15 protein-coding genes are annotated in these 18,765 nt (G+C 40.9%); 4 read left to right on the top strand and 11 right to left on the bottom strand.

What is annotated here, in order from left to right:
• Window positions 1–5: 5 nt before the first annotated feature.
• A complete protein-coding gene (gene uvrB / locus ADM50_RS00415) occupies window positions 6–1,994 on the bottom strand; it encodes an excinuclease ABC subunit UvrB (protein WP_049484144.1) in 1,989 nt (662 codons plus the stop codon).
• Window positions 1,995–2,174: 180 nt separating this feature from the next.
• On the opposite strand from uvrB, the gene ADM50_RS00420 reads away from it, so the two are divergent.
• The 3 genes from ADM50_RS00420 (at window position 2,175) to zwf (ending at window position 6,000) form a co-directional block, all read left to right on the top strand.
• The gene (locus ADM50_RS00420) at window positions 2,175–3,623 is read left to right on the top strand and encodes an amino acid ABC transporter substrate-binding protein/permease (RefSeq protein WP_080983040.1); all 1,449 of its coding nucleotides are present in this window, start codon (window positions 2,175–2,177) and stop codon (window positions 3,621–3,623) included.
• A complete protein-coding gene (locus ADM50_RS00425) occupies window positions 3,623–4,363 on the top strand; it encodes an amino acid ABC transporter ATP-binding protein (protein WP_049484145.1) in 741 nt (246 codons plus the stop codon). Before ADM50_RS00420 ends, ADM50_RS00425 begins: the two co-directional genes overlap by 1 nt.
• Before the next feature lie 149 nt (window positions 4,364–4,512).
• Window positions 4,513–6,000, top strand: a complete 1,488-nt coding sequence (gene zwf, locus ADM50_RS00430) for a glucose-6-phosphate dehydrogenase (protein WP_049484146.1) — start codon at window positions 4,513–4,515, stop codon at window positions 5,998–6,000.
• A gap of 43 nt (window positions 6,001–6,043) precedes the next feature.
• Here zwf and ftsY read toward each other — a convergent pair whose 3' ends face one another.
• Genes ftsY through ADM50_RS00445 form a run of 3 tightly spaced genes read right to left on the bottom strand, consistent with a single transcriptional unit; the run spans window position 6,044 to window position 8,937 of the window.
• Window positions 6,044–7,324, bottom strand: a complete 1,281-nt coding sequence (ftsY, locus tag ADM50_RS00435) for a signal recognition particle-docking protein FtsY (RefSeq protein ID WP_049484147.1) — start codon at window positions 7,322–7,324, stop codon at window positions 6,044–6,046.
• Between the two features lie 3 nt (window positions 7,325–7,327).
• Window positions 7,328–8,146 carry a Cof-type HAD-IIB family hydrolase gene (locus tag ADM50_RS00440; protein WP_049484148.1) on the bottom strand — a complete coding sequence of 273 codons (819 nt, stop codon included), beginning with the start codon at window positions 8,144–8,146 and terminating at the stop codon, window positions 7,328–7,330.
• A complete protein-coding gene (locus tag ADM50_RS00445; protein ID WP_049484197.1) occupies window positions 8,146–8,937 on the bottom strand; it encodes a Cof-type HAD-IIB family hydrolase in 792 nt (263 codons plus the stop codon). The genes ADM50_RS00440 and ADM50_RS00445 overlap by 1 nt, the downstream gene beginning before the upstream one ends.
• 217 nt (window positions 8,938–9,154) lie before the next feature.
• On the opposite strand from ADM50_RS00445, the gene ADM50_RS00450 reads away from it, so the two are divergent.
• Window positions 9,155–9,850, top strand: coding sequence for a VIT1/CCC1 transporter family protein (locus ADM50_RS00450; protein ID WP_000138119.1), 696 nt, complete (start codon window positions 9,155–9,157; stop codon window positions 9,848–9,850).
• A gap of 39 nt (window positions 9,851–9,889) precedes the next feature.
• Here ADM50_RS00450 and ADM50_RS00455 read toward each other — a convergent pair whose 3' ends face one another.
• The 7 genes from ADM50_RS00455 to ADM50_RS00490 form a co-directional block, all read right to left on the bottom strand.
• Window positions 9,890–11,878 carry an ABC transporter permease gene (locus tag ADM50_RS00455; RefSeq protein WP_000489345.1) on the bottom strand — a complete coding sequence of 663 codons (1,989 nt, stop codon included), beginning with the start codon at window positions 11,876–11,878 and terminating at the stop codon, window positions 9,890–9,892.
• Window position 11,879: 1 nt separating this feature from the next.
• Window positions 11,880–12,638: an ABC transporter ATP-binding protein gene (locus tag ADM50_RS00460; protein ID WP_000173369.1), complete on the bottom strand. Its 759-nt coding sequence runs from the start codon at window positions 12,636–12,638 to the stop codon at window positions 11,880–11,882.
• Window positions 12,639–13,403: 765 nt separating this feature from the next.
• Complete coding sequence (locus ADM50_RS00470; RefSeq protein WP_049484150.1) at window positions 13,404–14,912, bottom strand: hypothetical protein; 1,509 nt, start codon at window positions 14,910–14,912, stop codon at window positions 13,404–13,406.
• A gap of 3 nt (window positions 14,913–14,915) precedes the next feature.
• Window positions 14,916–15,572, bottom strand: coding sequence for a hypothetical protein (locus ADM50_RS00475; RefSeq protein WP_049484151.1), 657 nt, complete (start codon window positions 15,570–15,572; stop codon window positions 14,916–14,918).
• Between the two features lie 191 nt (window positions 15,573–15,763).
• Window positions 15,764–16,036: a PspC domain-containing protein gene (locus ADM50_RS00480; RefSeq protein WP_001092797.1), complete on the bottom strand. Its 273-nt coding sequence runs from the start codon at window positions 16,034–16,036 to the stop codon at window positions 15,764–15,766.
• Window positions 16,037–16,095: 59 nt separating this feature from the next.
• Window positions 16,096–16,545 carry a SprT family protein gene (locus tag ADM50_RS00485; protein ID WP_049484152.1) on the bottom strand — a complete coding sequence of 150 codons (450 nt, stop codon included), beginning with the start codon at window positions 16,543–16,545 and terminating at the stop codon, window positions 16,096–16,098.
• Window positions 16,532–18,661, bottom strand: coding sequence for a Tex family protein (locus ADM50_RS00490; protein ID WP_049484153.1), 2,130 nt, complete (start codon window positions 18,659–18,661; stop codon window positions 16,532–16,534). The genes ADM50_RS00485 and ADM50_RS00490 overlap by 14 nt, the downstream gene beginning before the upstream one ends.
• Window positions 18,662–18,765: the final 104 nt, after the last annotated feature.

Here is an 18,765-nt window from a genome sequence, read left to right on the forward strand (position 1 = left end):
CCTATCTAATTCAACGCCTTTACTTCCAACATCATATCACGAATCTGAGCTGCGAGTTCAAAGTCAAGCACTTCGACAGCTTCTTGCATTTGTTTTTCCAGTTTTTTGACGAGTTCCTTACGTTCTTGTTTATTGAGGCTATTGATATCGACTTCCTTGTCCTCTTCTTTAACAACTGCCTTGGTTACAGCAATCAGGTCACGGATTTCTTTTTTGATTGTCTGAGGTACGATACCATGTTCTTCATTATAAGCCATCTGGATTTTCCGACGGCGGGCCGTTTCATCGATAGCACGTTGCATAGACTGGGTCATCGTATCCGCATACATGATGACATGCCCTTCACTGTTACGAGCAGCACGTCCAATGGTCTGGATAAGTCCGCGTTCGTTACGTAGGAAGCCTTCCTTGTCAGCATCAAGAATGGCAACCAGGCTTACTTCAGGAACGTCAATCCCTTCACGGAGCAGGTTGATTCCAACCAAGACATCAAAGACACCCAAGCGCAGGTCACGGATAATCTCCGTGCGTTCCAAGGTCTTGATATCCGAGTGCATGTACTTGACCTTGATACCCATTTCCTTGAAGTAGTCGGTTAAGTCCTCTGCCATTTTCTTAGTCAAAGTAGTGATAAAGGTTCGTTCGTTCTTTTCAACACGGGCATTGATTTCACCCAAAAGGTCATCAATCTGTCCCATAGTCGGACGGACTTCCACCTCTGGATCCAAAAGACCTGTCGGACGAATGATTTGCTCAACCACTGTCTCGGTCTGTTCATTTTCATAGTCCCCTGGTGTCGCTGAAACATAAACAATCTGATGCACATGACTCTCAAACTCCTCCCGACGGAGAGGACGATTGTCCAAGGCGGACGGTAAACGGAACCCGTAATTGACCAGCATTTCCTTACGCGAACGGTCACCATTATACATACCCTTGATCTGACCCATGGTCATGTGACTTTCATCAATCATGATCAAGAAATCATCTGGGAAGAAATCAAGAAGCGTATAAGGAGGCTCTCCTTCGCTACGTCCATCCATGTGACGAGAGTAGTTTTCAACACCGTTAGTATAGCCCATCTCACGCAGCATTTCGATATCGTACTCTGTCCGTTGTTTCAAACGCTGGGCTTCTAGCAGTTTGCCCTCCTTCTCAAAGACAGCTAACTGCTCCTCCAACTCCGCCTGAATCTTGGCAATCGCAACTTCCATATGGTCATCATTGGTCACAAAGTGAGTAGCAGGGAAAATCGCCAAATGATCCACTTCTCCCAATACCTGACCTGTCAAGGCCTCAACTTCACGGATACGGTCAATCTCATCCCCGAAAAACTCTACTCGAAAAGCGTGTTCATCACGAGAAGCTGGGAAAATCTCCACCACATCCCCGCGAACGCGAAATCTTCCCCGTTGAAAATCAATGTCATTACGTTCAAACTGGATATCAACCAAGTCATTGAGCAGTTTATCACGAGAAATCTCCAGACCTGGACGAAGACTAACAACACTATCAGAATATTCCTTTGGCGAACCCAAACCATAGATACAAGAGACTGAAGCCACAACGATGACATCGTTACGCTCCAGAAGAGCTGAAGTCGCCGAGTGGCGGAGCTTGTCAATCTCATCATTGACCGAGCTATCCTTTTCAATATAAGTATCACTCGAAGGGACATAGGCCTCGGGTTGGTAATAATCATAGTAAGATACAAAATACTCAACTGCATTTTCAGGGAAAAATTCCTTAAATTCTCCATAGAGCTGACCAGCAAGAGTTTTGTTATGAGCAATGACCAGAGTTGGTTTATTGACTTTGGAAATGACCTGACTCATGGTATAGGTCTTCCCTGTACCCGTCGCCCCCATCAGAATCTGAGCCTTTTCTCCACCCTCGATATTATCAACCAACTGTTCGATCGCTTGGGGTTGATCTCCTGAAGGTTCATATTTTGATACTAGTTTAAATTTATTATCTGTAATTCGATTTATCATGATTGCCTCGTCTGTATTTTTCTATCCTTCTATTTTACCATAAATTCCACCAGATTCTTTATCTATGAATTAATCAAGGTTATAAATCTATGTCATATCTTCTTACATAAAAAGCCTTAAAATTTGCCATCTGAAATATTTTCTGTTATAATGGGAAAATATTCGGAAAGGAGACTAAAAATGAAGAAAAAAATCCTAGCATTTTTGCTAATTTTATTTCCCATTTTCTCACTAGGAGTAGTAAAAGCTGACACAGTTAAATCTAAGTATGTTATTACCAGTGATTCATCTTTTGCTCCCTTCGTATTTCAAGATTCAAGCAACGAGTACACTGGTATTGATATGGACCTAATCAAGGCTATTGCCAAGGATCAAGGAATTGAGATTGAAATTACCAATCCTGGATTTGACGCAGCTATCAGCGCTGTTCAAGCAGGACAAGCAGATGGTATCATCGCTGGAATGTCTATTACGGATGCTCGTAAAGCTACCTTTGACTTCTCTGATTCCTACTACACAGCTAATACCATTCTCGGTGTAAAAGAATCAAGCACAATTGCTTCTTATGAAGACCTCAAGGATAAGACAGTTGGTGTTAAAAACGGGACGGCTTCTCAAACATTCCTTACTGAGAACCAAAGCAAATATGGTTACAAGATTAAAACCTTTGCAGATGGTGCATCCATGTATGACAGCCTCAACACTGGGGCTATCGATGCCGTGATGGATGATGAGCCTGTTCTCAAATATTCGATCAGCCAAGGTCAAAAATTGAAAACGCCGATCGCTGGAACTCCAATCGGCGAAACAGCCTTTGCAGTCAAGAAAGGTAGCAATCCAGAGTTGATCCAGATGTTCAATAAAGGACTTGCCAACCTCAAAGCTAATGGAGAATTCCAAAAAATTCTCGACAAGTATCTAGCAAGTGGAGCAACAACTACTTCTACAAATACAGTTGACGAAACAACCATCTGGGGCTTGCTTCAAAACAACTACAAACAACTTCTTAGTGGTCTTGGAATCACTCTTGCTCTTGCGCTTATTTCATTTGCAATTGCCATTGTCATCGGGATTATCTTTGGTATGTTTAGCGTTAGCCCATACAAATCTCTTCGTCTGATCTCTGAGATTTTCGTTGACGTTATTCGAGGTATTCCCTTGATGATTCTTGCAGCCTTCATTTTCTGGGGGATTCCAAACTTCATCGAGTCGATTACAGGCCAACAAAGTCCAATCAATGACTTTGTAGCTGGTACTATTGCCCTCTCACTTAATGCGGCAGCTTATATCGCTGAAATTGTTCGTGGTGGGATCCAAGCTGTTCCAGTTGGGCAAATGGAAGCCAGCCGCAGTCTTGGTATCTCTTATGGAAAAACCATGCGTAAGATTATCTTGCCACAAGCGACTAAATTGATGTTGCCAAACTTCGTCAACCAGTTCGTTATCGCTCTTAAAGATACAACCATCGTGTCTGCTATCGGTCTTGTGGAACTTTTCCAAACTGGTAAGATCATCATCGCCCGTAACTACCAAAGTTTCAAGATGTATGCAATCCTTGCTATCTTCTATCTTGTAATTATCACACTTTTGACTAGACTAGCGAAACGCTTAGAAAAGAGGATTCGTTAATGGCAAAACTAAAAATTGATGTAAATGATTTGCATAAGTATTATGGAAAAAACGAAGTTTTAAAAGGTATTACGACTAAATTCTATGAAGGAGATGTTGTTTGTATCATCGGTCCTTCCGGTTCTGGTAAATCCACTTTCCTACGTAGCCTTAACCTTCTAGAGGAGGTAACGAGTGGCCACATCACAGTAAATGGTTATGATTTGACTGAAAAGTCAACCAATGTTGACCATGTTCGCGAAAACGTGGGAATGGTCTTCCAACACTTCAACCTCTTTCCTCACATGTCCGTTTTGGATAACATCACTTTTGCACCTATTGAACACAAACGGATGACCAAAGAAGAAGCTGAAAAATTGGGGATGGAACTGCTTGAGAAAGTCGGTCTTGCAGATAAAGCTAATGCCAACCCAGATAGCCTTTCAGGTGGTCAGAAACAGCGTGTAGCTATCGCTCGTGGACTTGCCATGAATCCTGATATCATGCTCTTTGATGAGCCAACTTCCGCTCTTGACCCTGAGATGGTCGGAGATGTACTGAATGTTATGAAGGAATTGGCGGAACAAGGTATGACCATGATCATCGTAACCCACGAGATGGGATTTGCTCGTCAGGTGGCCAACCGTGTTATCTTTACGGCTGATGGTGAATTTTTAGAAGATGGAACTCCAGATCAAATCTTTGACAACCCGCAACACCCTCGACTAAAAGAGTTCTTGGACAAGGTCCTAAACGTATAAAACGAAACTGTAAGGTTCTCCTTACAGTTTTTTAATTGCGTATTGGATTTTTTGTTTTTTTTGAAAATTATGATAAAATAAAAACTATGGTAATGAGGAAATCTCATCCCTAGTCCAACTAGGAAAAAATATAGAAATTAGGTAGCTAGATGTCATCAAAGGTTATTGTTACAATTTTCGGTGCGAGTGGAGATTTAGCTAAACGCAAACTCTACCCTTCCCTTTTCAGACTCTATAAATCAGGCAATCTCTCTGAGCATTTTGCTGTTATCGGAACAGCTCGTAGACCTTGGAGTAAGGAATATTTTGAATCTGTAGTTGTCGAGTCCATCCTTGATTTGGCAGATAGTACCGAGCAAGCCCAGGAATTTGCTAGCCACTTCTACTATCAAAGCCATGATGTGAATGATACGGAGCATTACATTGCTTTGCGCCAATTACAAGCTGAGCTGAATGAAAAATACCAAGCTGAACACAATAAGCTCTTCTTCTTGTCTATGGCACCTCAGTTCTTTGGAACCATTGCCAAGCACCTCAAATCTGAAAACATTGTCGATGGCAAAGGTTTTGAGCGCTTAATCGTTGAGAAACCATTTGGTACAGACTACGAAACAGCTAGCAAACTCAATGAAGATCTCCTTGCAGCCTTTGATGAGGAGCAAATCTACCGTATCGACCATTATCTAGGTAAAGAGATGATTCAGAGTATCTTTGCTGTTCGTTTTGCCAACATGATCTTTGAAAATGTTTGGAATCGGAAACATATTGATAACGTCCAGATTACCTTTGCAGAGCGTCTAGGTGTTGAAGAACGCGGTGGCTACTATGATCAATCTGGTGCCCTTCGTGATATGGTGCAAAACCATACACTCCAACTTCTCTCTCTTCTAGCCATGGACAAACCAGCTAGCTTTACAAAGGATGAGATTCGTGCTGAAAAGATAAAGGTCTTTAAAAACCTCTATCATCCAACTGAGGAAGAATTGAAAGAACAGTTTATCCGTGGTCAATATCGTTCTGGTAAAATCGATGGCATGAAATACATTTCCTATCGTAGCGAGCCAAACGTCGATCCTGAATCTACAACAGAAACCTTCGCATCTGGTGCCTTCTTTGTAGACAGCGATCGTTTCCGTGGTGTTCCCTTCTTCTTCCGTACAGGGAAACGTCTGACTGAAAAAGGAACTCATGTCAATATCGTCTTTAAGCAAATGGACTCTATCTTCGGAGAGCCATTGGCACCAAATATCTTGACCATCTATATCCAACCAACTGAAGGATTCTCTCTTAGCCTAAATGGGAAGCAAGTCGGTGAAGAATTCAATCTGGCACCAAGCTCTCTGGATTACCGTACGGACGCTACTGCTACTGGAGCTTCACCAGATCCATACGAGAAATTAATCTACGATGTCTTGAACAACAACTCAACCAATTTTAGCCACTGGGATGAGGTAAGTGCTTCTTGGAAATTGATTGACCGTATCGAAGAGCTCTGGGCTGAAAACGGTGTACCACTCTACGATTATAAAGCTGGAAGCATGGGACCACAAGCTAGCTTTGACTTACTTGAAAAGTATGGAGCCAAATGGACCTGGCAACCAGATATCGCCTATCGTGAAGATGGCCGTTTAGAATAGCAAAAATATCCTGCAAGATGACTTGCAGGATATTTATTTTGTATTAAATCAAGCCTTCTAAGAGACCCTTCATAAAGTTTTCTGAGTTAAATTCCCCTATATCATCGATTTTCTCACCGAAACCAATCAATTTTACAGGGATATTGAGTTCTTCTCGAATTGCCAGAACAACACCACCACGGGCAGTTCCATCAATCTTAGTCAATACAATTCCTGTCACAGGGGTAATTTTAGAAAATTCTTTGGCCTGTACCAAAGCATTTTGTCCAGTTGAAGCATCGAGTGCTAGGAAGGTTTCATGTGGTGCTTCTGGCAGGACACGCTTAATGATGCGACCAATCTTTTCCAACTCTGCCATCAGGTTGTCCTTGTTTTGCAGACGACCTGCTGTATCTATCATGAGAATATCCATTCCTTCTGCTACAGCACGTTCCATCCCATCAAAGACCACACTTGCTGGATCAGCTTTTTCAGGACCCGTCACAACAGGAACATCCACACGACGACCCCATTCTGCTAGCTGGGCAACGGCTCCAGCACGGAAGGTATCCGCGGCAACCAGCATTACTTTCTTGCCAGCTTGTTTGTAACGATGAGCTAATTTCCCAATAGAAGTTGTCTTCCCAACACCGTTAACACCAACAAAGAGCATAACTGTCAAGCCATCTTGGAAATGGATTTGTTCATCGTAGTTGCCATCCTTTTCGTAGAGCTCAACCAATTTCTCGATAATGACACGGCGAAGTGCATCAGGCTTCTTAGCATTTTCTAATTTGGCTTCATAGCGAAGCTCTTCTGTTAGGTTGGAAGCGACTTGCACACCGACGTCACTCATGATGAGCAGTTCTTCTAATTCCTCAAAAAAGTCTTCATCGACAGAACGGAAGTTGGCAAAGAAGGCATTCAAGCGTGCTCCGAATCCCGTACGCGTTTTCTTGAGACTGCGGTCATATTTTTCCTGTACGGTTTCTTCAACCTGAGGAAGTTCTTCTTCTACAACTTCAGAAGCTATCTCTTCTTCTAAAACTTCTTCAGGCTCTTGGAATTGTTCCAATTCATCAGATTCTAGCTCAAGCTCTTCCTGAGCAGTTTCCTCGACTGCTTCTGGCTCAATAACTTCTTCTGTTGAGATCTGTGGAATTTCTTCTTGAGCGGGTGTTTCTTCCACTTTGTCTCTTGCTGTCTCTTCCTGAGAAGTTTCTTCGACTGCCGTTTGGTTCTCTTCAACCTCTTCTGACAAATCAAGATTTTCCAGTGCTTCTTTTACAATATCTTCGATTTTCGGCTCTTCTTTTTTTCCGAATAGACGGTCAAATAATCCCATATTTTAGTTCTCCTTTAGCACGTATTCTTCGATAGCCCAGGCAACGGCTTCCTCGTCGTTGGTCATTGGGGTAATCACATTGGCAACTTCCTTAACTGCTGGAACAGCATTTTGCATAGCAACTCCCAGACCTGCCCATTCAATCATGGAAAGGTCATTGGCCTCGTCCCCACAAGCCATGACTTGACTTTGGTCGATTCCCAAGTGTTTAATTAATTTCGCTAAACCTGTTGCCTTGTGGACGTTTTTCGGCGACCATTCCAATAAGAGTTCACGCGATTTGAAGATTTCATATTGGTCAAACAATTCTGGAGAAATCTGTTGAATCGCTGCATCCAAAGGTTCTTGGGCAAAAGCAGTCACGCATTTATTATACGTCATCTGACTAGATAGATCTTCAAAAGCGACAGGTACGAAAGTCAGGGCTGGGTTGAACTTAGCATAGAGACTTTCTTGGTCTGACTGGATTTGATAGACGGTTCCTTCTGAAATAGCATCTAACGGCAAGCCTAGTTTTTTAGTTTCCTCGTACAATCGTGCCACATCGTCGATAGAAAAGACGGTTTTATCGAGAATCTCTCCCGTATTTTTCTGGACAAGCCCCCCATTAAAAGTGATGGTGTACTCATCCTCCTGACCATCAGTCCCTAGCTCATGGAGAAAGAAATCCATAGCCTTCAGAGGACGTCCCGTTGTCAGAACGACCTTGATGTCACGGTCACGCGCAGCTTTGAGGACCGCCTTGGTACGATCTGTCAGCTTTTTATCCGTTGTCAGCAAAGTACCGTCCAAATCCAGTGCAATCAATTTAATATCTGCCATTACAAACCCTCCATATAAGCCATCACTGATTGGTCCTTATGGTGGCCAATCACTGCTTCTGCTAATTCTAAAATTTCTGGTCGCGCATTTTCAGGAGCGATGGGGTGCCCCACTACCTGCATCATGTGAAGGTCATTGAGATTATCGCCAAAAGCCATAACCTGATCCATGGTCAGACCAAGTTTTTTTGCCAGCTCAACAATAGCTACACCCTTATCAACATAGTCCAAGACAATATCAATGGATTCAAAACCAGTTGTCATGGCTTTCACACCAGGAACATTTTCATTTACCCAGGCCTCACCAGCTTCTATCGTATCTTCTGTGAAGTTAGTGGTGAATTTAAAAATCTCATCCGTGATCTCTTCCAAACTCGCTACTTTTTGAATATTCTCATTGTAGTGACTACTTAACTTAAGATAAGTTTCATCCACTGTGTCCAAAACATAACAAGCTTTTTTCCCAGTCAGTAGCATTTTTCTTTCATCAAAATAGGGCGATTTCTTTAAAGCTTCAAAAGTGTTCAAGTAAAAGTCGCGAGGCATAGTAGCCTCATACATATCCTCACCATGAAACTCAACATAGCTCCCATTTTCAGCTATAAAAATCACTTCATCACGCACATCAGCAAACAACTTTTTCAGGGACAGGATACCACGACCTGAAGCCACTGCAAAATAAATCCCCTTTTCCTTGTAGGAAACAAGTACGTTTTTGAGGCGTTCCATATCAAACCGACCCTCTCCATCTAGAAAGGTTCCATCCATATCGGTTGCTACAAGTTTAATCATAAAATCCTTCATTCTCCAATTGATAAATCTACCTTCTATTATACCATAGATAAGCTAAAAAAGGACTTGTACAGTAGGATTGGCAACTGTATTGCCGTGCTTTTTCGGTAAAGTCGAAAAGGGCTTAAAAATTAGAATCGTAGAACTTTTTTCAGATAGTTTAAAAAGTTTGTATTCCCCTACCCTTTTCTCTATAATGGAGAGAAAGGAGATGACTATGACAGAAATGAAACATGAAATTGATGCTAACTTTGCAGGACGACTCAATATCCTACGTGCGGGTGTTCTGGGTGCCAATGATGGGATTATTTCCATCGCTGGAGTCGTTATCGGGGTTGCCAGTGCGACGAGCAATATCTGGATTATCTTTTTATCTGGACTAGCCGCTATCCTTGCTGGTGCTTTTTCTATGGCAGGCGGAGAATATGTCTCTGTATCCACTCAGAAAGACACGGAAGAAGCCGCTGTTGCCAGAGAACAGTTGCTCTTGGATAAGGACATCGAATCTGCTAAACAATCCCTCTATGCTGCTTACCTTCAAAATGGTGAGTGTGAAACGTCCGCACAACTTTTGACCAACAAGGCCTTTTTAAAAAATCCCCTCAAAGCCTTGGTTGAGGAAAAATACGGTATCGAGTACGAGGAATTTACCAATCCTTGGCATGCTGCAATCTCTAGCTTTATCGCCTTTGTACTGGGAAGTCTTCCTCCTATGCTTTCCATCACTGTCTTTCCAAGTGATTATCGCATTCCTGCTACTGTTTTTATCGTTGCCCTTTCCCTTCTCGTCACTGGCTATACCAGTGCTAAACTAGGCAAGGCACCTACGAAAACTGCTATGATCCGTAACCTCTGTATCGGACTTCTCACCATGGGCGTAACCTTCCTCTTGGGACAACTCTTTAGTATCTAAGCTAAAAGAAATACCTCGACCAGCATCGAGGTATCTTTTTTACATTTGCACAATCTTGCGATAACTTCTTGAGGTAATCATAAAGATCAAAACATAGACGATGAGGAAGATGGCACAGATGGACAGAGTGACTGTCAACATCATGGTCGCATCTAGCACACCAATGACTTTTAGGATGAGGCTAAGCATATGATAGGCAAAGGCAAGGTGTAGGAAGGCAAATAGCAAAGGAAGGAAGAATACAGTTAGCACCTGTTTGTTAATGGTTTGCTTGATTTGCTTTTGATCGAGACCGACTTTTTGCAAAATGATAAAGCGTTCACGATCTTCATAGCCTTCAGAGATTTGTTTGTAGTAGATGACAAGAACCGTTCCCACCATAAAGATGATAGAGAGGAAGATACCGATGAAGAAAACTCCACCAAAGAGAGCACTCATCTGCGCACTACTATCAGCCAGATTGCTTCCGTAAACATAGCTTCCTTCTTTGTTTAGTTCTCTATTAAAGTTGTTAACGAATTTTGAATAGTCATCTGCAATTTTAAGCTGCTCTTCCTCACTAGCCGTTACATTCATACCACCATAGTATTGATTAAAGATGGAAGAATTAGGATGCTGGTCAAGAAAGGCTTTCAAGTCAGGAACAACCAAATAGTTATAATCCGAAGTTAGAATATTGTACTGATTTGGGACATGTTCAAGAATAAAATCTTTTTTGATTTCTTCTTTGATCGTGTAGGTCTGGTCATTCAGAGTCAGTTCTTTTTGACCTTGAAGTTGCTTGTTTTGAGCAAACAATCCAACTTCCTTACCTGAAAGTGCAAGTTTCTGTCCTGTCATATTCTCATAGTCTTTTTGGTCAAAGACCATAAAAATAGTTTTCGGTTGAACACGATTTTGACCTTTCTCAAAAATTGTCAATTTCGTACCTTCTTGATTTGCCACACCAAAGTTACTGTATGTAAGGACTTCTTTCTTTGTGACAGTCAATCCTTTTTCACTAGCATACTGGCTCAAGAGTTTTTCGATATCTTCTTTTTCAACATTCTGTCCTGTAATCCCAAAATCATGTGGATTCATGACCTTCTTGAAGTTTTCTGATGCCTTAAAGATACTTGTTGCAGCAGACATAGTCACTAAGACCATGGTTGAGAGAATAGCAATCGTCGCCAGACCAACCGCATTTTTCTTCATACGGAAAATGAGATTGGATACGGAAATCATGTTGTTGGGTTGGTAATAATAACGCTTGTTTTTCTTTAAGATTTGTAAGAAAACTGTAATCCCTGCATTGAAGAGAAGATAAGTTCCCAAAATTACTAACAAAACTGCTACGAAGAAAATCAGAACAGCAGAAAGTGGGTTTTCGACTGTTACTGCTAGATAGTAACCCGCTCCCAAACTAATCAGACCTAGAATGGTTTGGACACCTAAGAAACGTCCTTTTTTCTCACCACTGGCCTTCTCACGAGAGAGCTGAAGGGCATTCATGCGTGCAATACGAAAGGCATTGATAAAAATCAGACCTAGGAAGATAGCTCCAAAGACGATGAGAACTAGGATAAAGACAATTGGTTGGAAAGTCGAAACGAGCTCCACTTTCATCTTCATCAGCTTCAGAAGAAGGGCGAAGATTAGCTTATCAAAGAGAGCTCCTAGACCGAGACCAGCTGTCAAGGTTAAGGAACCAAAAATAAGAAGCTCCTTAAAAACCATACTGATCAAATGGCGCTTTTCGAGACCCAGCATACCATATACACCCAGCTCCTTGGAGCGGTTCTTCATGACAAAACTATTGGCATAAAGTACAATAATTCCAGAAGCGATGGTAACAACCACCATACCGAGGGCAAGCGTCATAGAGATAGTTTCTCCCCCTCGGATCTTGCCAATGTTAGGATTAAGCGACAGTGAGTAAAAGAGATAGGTGATGGTCACTGCTAAGAGAACAGCTAAAGCAAAGGGATAGTAGAGTTTGCGGTTTTTGATCAAGTTGGATACCGCTAACTTATTGGTTAATCGGAACATACTAATTCACCTCGCTTGCCATAACAGTCAAAGTATCAGAGATTTCTTGGAACATCTGACGCTCTGTCTTGTCTCCACGGTAGATTTGGTTGTAAAGAATGCCGTCTTTGATAAAGAGAACGCGCTTGGCCCTGCTGGCTGCTGCCGTTGAGTGAGTTACCATGAGAATGGTTTGGCCACGTTCATTGATTTCATCAAATACATCCAGAAGTGCTGCAGATGACTTGGAGTCAAGGGCTCCTGTTGGCTCATCGGCAAGGAGAATTTCAGGTTCTGTGATGATGGCGCGTGCTACTGCTACCCGTTGCTTTTGACCACCAGAAATCTCATAAGGGTACTTCTCTTGCAATTGGTTTATGCCCAAATTTTCAGCTGTTACCACCAATTTCTTCATCATCTCCGTGATGGGTTTTCGTGATAAAACTAGCGGAAGCAAGATATTGTCCTTAACAGATAAGGTATCTAGCAAGTTAAAGTCTTGGAAGACAAATCCCAACTTCTCACGACGGAAACTCGAAGCCTGTGAATTTTTAATAGTGGCTGTGTCGGTTCCATTCAGGTAAACCTGCCCACGAGTTGGTTTATCCAGCATAGCTAGAATGTTGAGCAGGGTTGACTTTCCTGAACCAGACTCTCCCATGATAGCCACGTAGTCACCCTTTTCCACGGTAAAGTGAATATCCTTGAGGGCCTCTACTTGGTTGCCTTGGAAACGTGTTTTGTAGATTTTTTGAACGTGTTTTACATCTAAAAGTGTCATGATTTTCTCCTTCTTAATATCCCATCATTTGAAACTGTGCTTGCATCATAGCGCATCCCAGTTGAACACGCTCGATATCTTTTTGACTTGGTTTTCTTGTTTTCTTTTGTAAAATTCTTTTCATGGTTTTGCTCCTTTGTTCTTTATGAGTCTAGTTTATCGCAAAAAAAAATTGCTTGCCATAACCTAACCTTACAAAAGAGACTTTAATCTTACATTTTTGTAAGATTGAAGAATATCAAGCAATTTCGCTATCAACATTTTACCATAAAAGAAAGGCAAGAAGAAAACCCTTGCGAATACAAGGGTTAAAAGTTAATCATCTTTTTGATTTCGTCTAGAAATGATGAATTTATCAATGAAGAGAAAATGAAAAAGAAACAAAGGAATTGCTAAAAGACAACCTTCTTCTGAAAAATCCTGTTTCGTTAAGTGGTATAAGTAATTATTGGTTGATAGAAAACTAGTAATCAAAATAAATAGAATCCAGAACACGTCCGTCCATTTATAGTTTTTAAAGTATTTCCTAAGCATGCTACTGCCTTCCTTTCTCTTGTAGTAATGTAGCAAAACTTTTTTTACCGTAGATTTACTCACCAAAACCAGCCATCATTGTCTTCAATAGTTTGGGCTTCCTTGCGTTTCTATTTTATCATTTAATAGTCATTGACTGTTCTAACTTAAAAAAATAATTTCGGATAGAAATAAATTGTCTTATATAATTATAAATATACTCGTACTTATAAAAGACATCCAATCCAAGTATTATAAATATCCTACACAATTTACACCTATAACTCCTCTTCTTAGGAATATCGTATGAAGTTTCTCATACTCAAATTGTTCATATTCAAATCGCTCGTATTCAAACTTCTCAAATTCAAACGGTTCGTATTCAAACTTTTCATATTCAAAAACTTCAATTCCTACTTCTTTTAATACTTCTTCTGGCAACTCGTAATTTTGGTCTACTAAACTAAATAGAGTAAATCCTGAATCAACACAAAACGATAGTACTGGATTATATATTGAAGAGTAAATTACAGAACCAGCTACCGCCCCCACAAAACTACCGATCATGTATCCTAGCACAGGTATTTCAATTAGAGATTGACTCACAGAACCCATAGATAAAGCACATGTTGTTACAAACATTTCTTTGATTAATTCATTAATCATCTCAGACCTGCTCATGTTTCCGGTAGTTACTTGATATGAATTTTTCATGGAATTCATCACTAATACAGTCACTGCACCAACTACCGACGGATCAATAGATTTCATCGCACTACCACATAATCCTGCCTTACAACTTGCTGTAATTGCTGCTGAAACTGTACCTCTTACAAATCCTTCGCCTGCACCTGTAATCGCTGCAAATCCTATCTTTTTAAATTGACCTTCTTCAATTTCTCCATTTTTAATTAGATAAGCTATGGCATTCCATATTTCAGGTGCAACTCGCAAAACCATTGATATTGTGGCAGCTGTCAATCCTGCTTTGCATGATCGCTTTAATATGTTAGTATATTTAATAAGCTCTTCAGTTGTTAAGTGTAAATCCTCAGAATTTACTCCACCCTCTTTAGACAATCTTGCAAGTTCACGTGCTTCCTGTTCCGACAAAGCAATCGATTCATTCCCCTTATTATCTTTAACTTTATCACTGAGTAATTTTAGAGTTTCTTCATAGCGATGAACTTGCTCCGGTCGCTTTACAGCTTCTTCTCTTATTTTTCGCTCTAAAAACATAGTCGCTTCTTTTAGCTGATCTGATGGAATTACTCTATACTGCCCTGTATAAACTGGATCACTCAAAATTGTGTCTGCTGAGTATCCTCTCTTCTCCAAATATAAATCTAAACTTTCTTTCCCACCTTGTGATTTATATTCGCTAAAACGTTGAAAAATACTCTTAGCTTGTTGTTCTGCACTGGATGCTCCGTTTTTATAATATTTTAAACCAAACTTAGCATCGAAGTTTACTCCCGTAATATCAGCAGAACCAAAATCATGGCTACGATCAACTTGTACTCTGTTTTTTGAAGAATTAATAGCTGCATTAATATTAAAAGTCCCAGCATGCCAAAACTCAGCAACATCTCCCTTTAGTGTATCTATACTTGCACCATTTGTTTCGAAGCCATTTAGATTATTCACCAACTTCTTTATCTCTGATTCTACAGCGTCTATATAATATACTCCAGCAGCATGTCCTGCAAAATTACCTGCGTTCTGCTCAAAGAATTCATATCCCTCTTTAAAGGCTTTCATTCTTTATCCCTCCAAGAATTCAGATAATCCATCCATGTATAATATCGCTGTCAATCCTCTGTACTGTTGATCCATGACTTTTTCTCTATCCGTTCCAGTAAGAAATTGAGTAACACCTAACACTGCACCAGTAGCCAATGTAATACCAGGTGCCAAAAAACCTAGAAGTGCACCACCAGCTATTAAAGCTGCTGTATTCCCTCCTACAACCCCATTTACTGCATCGAACGCCTGCTCTGGAAGTGATTTTGAAAATTCTATCTTTTCAAAGTCAGATTTATAACCACGACAAAACTCAACAAATTCATCATACATTTCTGGTTGACTAATAACATCTGAGACTAGCATCATGCCACGCTTACCTAACCAACCGTATTTCATTCCGAATTTATCGAACTTTACATCCATACTAGGTATTTCATTCTTACTTGTTTGGTTTTCGCCAATAAAAAGCACATGTTCGTTAGAAGAAATTGTAGACATATTATCAAGATAATGTTTTTCCAACCAAACACTTACTTTTATTGAACCATCTTTAGTTCCTACAATTTCATCACCTTCATCATCATTAGTACTTACAAGTTGTCGTAGATAATTTCCATATCCAACTGTTTTATCATCACAAACAATAATTAATTTTGTTGTATTTTGTTCAAACATAAAGTTCCCCCATATTATACTTGAATTTATTATTATGATTTCTTATTGCTATGTATTGTTTTCAATGCTTTGGCATGTTTCACAATAATAATCAAAATCATTTTATACGCTTATTATACCATTTAAGGATTTGATCTGACAAGTTTAAAAAAACTTCGTCCTCTTGGACGAAGTTCATGATTCAACTATTATCACCAAAACCAGCCATCATTGTCTTCAATGGCTTGAGCTTCCTTGCGTTTGCGTGGTCCTGTTCCGTACATTTCGGCTTCGATTTCTTCCTTAGTTGGCAGGATAGAGGCAAGGATGATGTAGATTATCACACCAATTCCAAAATTTGCCACGGTAAAAATGGCGAAGAGAAAGCGGACTAGGGTTACATCAAAATTCCACTTGTCTGATAGACCAGCTAAAACTCCTGACACCATACGATTTCGTCTCATTTTATAAAATTTTGTATTCATGATTGTTTCCTCTTTCGGTATTCTTACAAGTAGTATAGCATGAATCAGAACTATCATCATCAGTCCTTAGGCCGATTTATGATGACGAGTTTGCCAAGGCAGACGCCACAGCGATAGCGTTTGGTATCAATCCTTCGCTTGCGCTGATAACTTTGCTGGCAGGTTTGGCACTGATAGACTAGGTAGGGAATTTGAGTTTGTGTTTTCAAAGGTGGTACAAAGCGCAGTCCATCCACTTCTTTCAACAGTTCCTTAAATTCTCGGTCCTTATGGCGATAACCCTTTTTCTGAAAATAAAGGTGATAGTGACATAGTTCATGGCGCACGATTTTGCGAAAGACTTCCAAACCTAGTTCCTGATAAACCTTGGGATTAAAATCCAAATGCCCATCCTTGGGGAAAAATCGTCCACCTGTCGTTCGCAGACGAGAATTCCACTGGGCTTGGTGCGTGAAAGGTCTACCAAAGTCTTCTAGTGAAACAGACTGAACGTACTCAGTTAGATTCATCTGGAGCGAGGAGCGACAGATTGACTTTTTCACGTTCAGTATCGATTTTCTTAACCCAAACCGTTACCAAATCTCCGACTGACACCACTTGGCTCGGGTGTTTGATAAATTTACGACTCATATGGGAAATATGAATCAAGCCGTCCTCGTGAATCCCGATATCAACGAAGGCACCGAAGTCAACGACATTACGAACCACACCTTCCAGCTTCTGGCCGACTTTTAAGTCTTTGATATCCAAGACATCTTGACGGAGAACTGGAGCATCAAAAGAATCACGGAAATCACGACCTGGTTTGAGAAGGTCGGCAATGATATCTTTAAGGGTTTCTGGACCGAGGTCTAGTTCTTGCGCCATTTCTTTGACTGAAAGTGACTTGAGTTTGCTTTGAGCTTCTTCATTCAAGTCCTTGATATCCAAGCGTTTGAAGAGCTCCTTAACTGCAGCATAGTTTTCTGGGTGAACTCCAGTATTATCAAGGATATTGCTACTTTCAGGGATACGGAGGAAACCAGCTGCCTGCTCAAAGGCTTTTGCACCCAGACGAGGAACCTTCTTGATTTGAGCGCGTGAAGTGATTTTCCCTTCTTCCTCTCGGTATTTGACAATATTTTCAGAGATGGTTTTATTGAGTCCAGCTACGTGGGAAAGAAGAGCTGGGCTGGCTGTATTGACATTGACACCAACTTGGTTGACTACGGTATCCACGACAAAGTCCAAACTCTCAGATAGTTTCTTTTGACTGACATCGTGCTGGTATTGACCGACACCGATTGACTTGGGATCAATTTTGACCAATTCAGCAAGGGGATCTTGCAAACGACGGGCGATTGAGATAGCAGAGCGTTTTTCAACAGTTAATTCTGGAAACTCCTGACGAGCAAGTTCACTGGCAGAATAAACCGAAGCGCCACTTTCATTGACGATAACATAGCTGACTTCTGGAAAATCTTTCAGAACTTCCGCCACAAAGGCTTCACTTTCACGACTGGCAGTTCCATTTCCGATAGCAATAATTTCCACACCGTATTGACCAATCAAGTCCGACAAATCTTTCTTTGCTTCTTCAATCTGACGAGCTGATGCTGGTTTTACTGGATAAATGACTTGGGTTGTCAACATTTTACCTGTTGTATCAACGACAGCAAGTTTGGCACCTGTACGAAAGGCAGGGTCAAATCCTAGAACCACGCGCCCTTTCAGCGGAGCAACCAAGAGAAGATTGCGCAGGTTGTCAGAAAAGAGTTGGATAGCTCCTTCTTCTGCTTTCTCAGTTAATTCTGTCCGAATGCGTCGTTCGATAGCAGGCAAGACTTTTTTCTTAACTGACTGTTGAACTACTTCATCTATATAGGCATTTTTCACCTTGAAACGAGCAGCAAAGAAAGATAAGATACGGTCCGTCGCGTGCTCAAAACCGACTTTTAAGAAACCTAGTTTCTCACCACGATTGAGGGCCAAGGTACGATAACCCTGCATGTTGCCAACTGTCTCTGAAAAATCGTAATATATCTGAAAAACTTGTTTTTCATCGAGACTTTCATCCTTGACTTGCGAAGTGATTTTAGAGTGTCTCAGCACTTCCTGATAGGTCAGTGAACGCAAAGTCACATCTTCCGATAAGGCTTCGACCAAGATATCAACCGCTCCAGCCAAGGCTTCTTGAACTGTCGCAAATCCTTCACAGACAAACTTCTCAGCTTCTTTCTCTAAACCATCTACATTCTGCAAGATCAAGCGGGCAAGAGGAAAGAGTCCAGCTTCTCGGGCAATAGTTGCCTTGGTTCGACGTTTTTCCTTATAAGGAAGATAGAGTTCTTCAACGTCTGCTAATTTTTCAGCTGCCAAAATAGCTTCTTCTAATTCCTTGGTTAGTTTGCCTTGTTCTTGAATCTTAGCCAAGACAGCTTCTTTACGGTCGTTGAGATTTGTCAGACTTTTATCCAAGTCGATAATGGCCTTAATCGCCACCTCATCCAGACTACCAGTCATGTCCTTGCGATAACGGGCGATGAAGGGAATCGTCGCCCCTTCTGCTGTCAAACTTAGAACAGTATCGATTTGCTTTAAGGTTACTCCCAAATCTTGGGAGATTTTTTCATATTTTTTATCCATAAACCTATTATACCATAAGGGATAAGGCTTGTTTCATCTTACCTGTTTTTACCTCTTTGATTGTCAAAATAAAAATAATCCCTTTTCTGCAAAATAATAGTATA

The sequence above is a fragment of the Streptococcus oralis genome (assembly GCF_001075675.1).
GTDB classification, from domain to species: Bacteria; Bacillota; Bacilli; order Lactobacillales; family Streptococcaceae; genus Streptococcus; species Streptococcus oralis_V.

Bases quoted from the DNA above. Each gene is read 5' to 3' on its own strand.
- uvrB (WP_049484144.1), bottom strand. From the start codon at position 1,994: ATGATAAATCGAATTACAGATAATAAATTTAAACTAGTATCAAAATAT.
- ADM50_RS00420 (WP_080983040.1), top strand. From the start codon at position 2,175: ATGAAGAAAAAAATCCTAGCATTTTTGCTAATTTTATTTCCCATTTTC.
- ADM50_RS00425 (WP_049484145.1), top strand. From the start codon at position 3,623: ATGGCAAAACTAAAAATTGATGTAAATGATTTGCATAAGTATTATGGA.
- zwf (WP_049484146.1), top strand. From the start codon at position 4,513: ATGTCATCAAAGGTTATTGTTACAATTTTCGGTGCGAGTGGAGATTTA.
- ftsY (WP_049484147.1), bottom strand. From the start codon at position 7,324: ATGGGATTATTTGACCGTCTATTCGGAAAAAAAGAAGAGCCGAAAATC.
- ADM50_RS00440 (WP_049484148.1), bottom strand. From the start codon at position 8,146: ATGGCAGATATTAAATTGATTGCACTGGATTTGGACGGTACTTTGCTG.
- ADM50_RS00445 (WP_049484197.1), bottom strand. From the start codon at position 8,937: ATGATTAAACTTGTAGCAACCGATATGGATGGAACCTTTCTAGATGGA.
- ADM50_RS00450 (WP_000138119.1), top strand. From the start codon at position 9,155: ATGACAGAAATGAAACATGAAATTGATGCTAACTTTGCAGGACGACTC.
- ADM50_RS00455 (WP_000489345.1), bottom strand. From the start codon at position 11,878: ATGTTCCGATTAACCAATAAGTTAGCGGTATCCAACTTGATCAAAAAC.
- ADM50_RS00460 (WP_000173369.1), bottom strand. From the start codon at position 12,638: ATGACACTTTTAGATGTAAAACACGTTCAAAAAATCTACAAAACACGT.
- ADM50_RS00470 (WP_049484150.1), bottom strand. From the start codon at position 14,912: ATGAAAGCCTTTAAAGAGGGATATGAATTCTTTGAGCAGAACGCAGGT.
- ADM50_RS00475 (WP_049484151.1), bottom strand. From the start codon at position 15,572: ATGTTTGAACAAAATACAACAAAATTAATTATTGTTTGTGATGATAAA.
- ADM50_RS00480 (WP_001092797.1), bottom strand. From the start codon at position 16,036: ATGAATACAAAATTTTATAAAATGAGACGAAATCGTATGGTGTCAGGA.
- ADM50_RS00485 (WP_049484152.1), bottom strand. From the start codon at position 16,545: ATGAATCTAACTGAGTACGTTCAGTCTGTTTCACTAGAAGACTTTGGT.
- ADM50_RS00490 (WP_049484153.1), bottom strand. From the start codon at position 18,661: ATGGATAAAAAATATGAAAAAATCTCCCAAGATTTGGGAGTAACCTTA.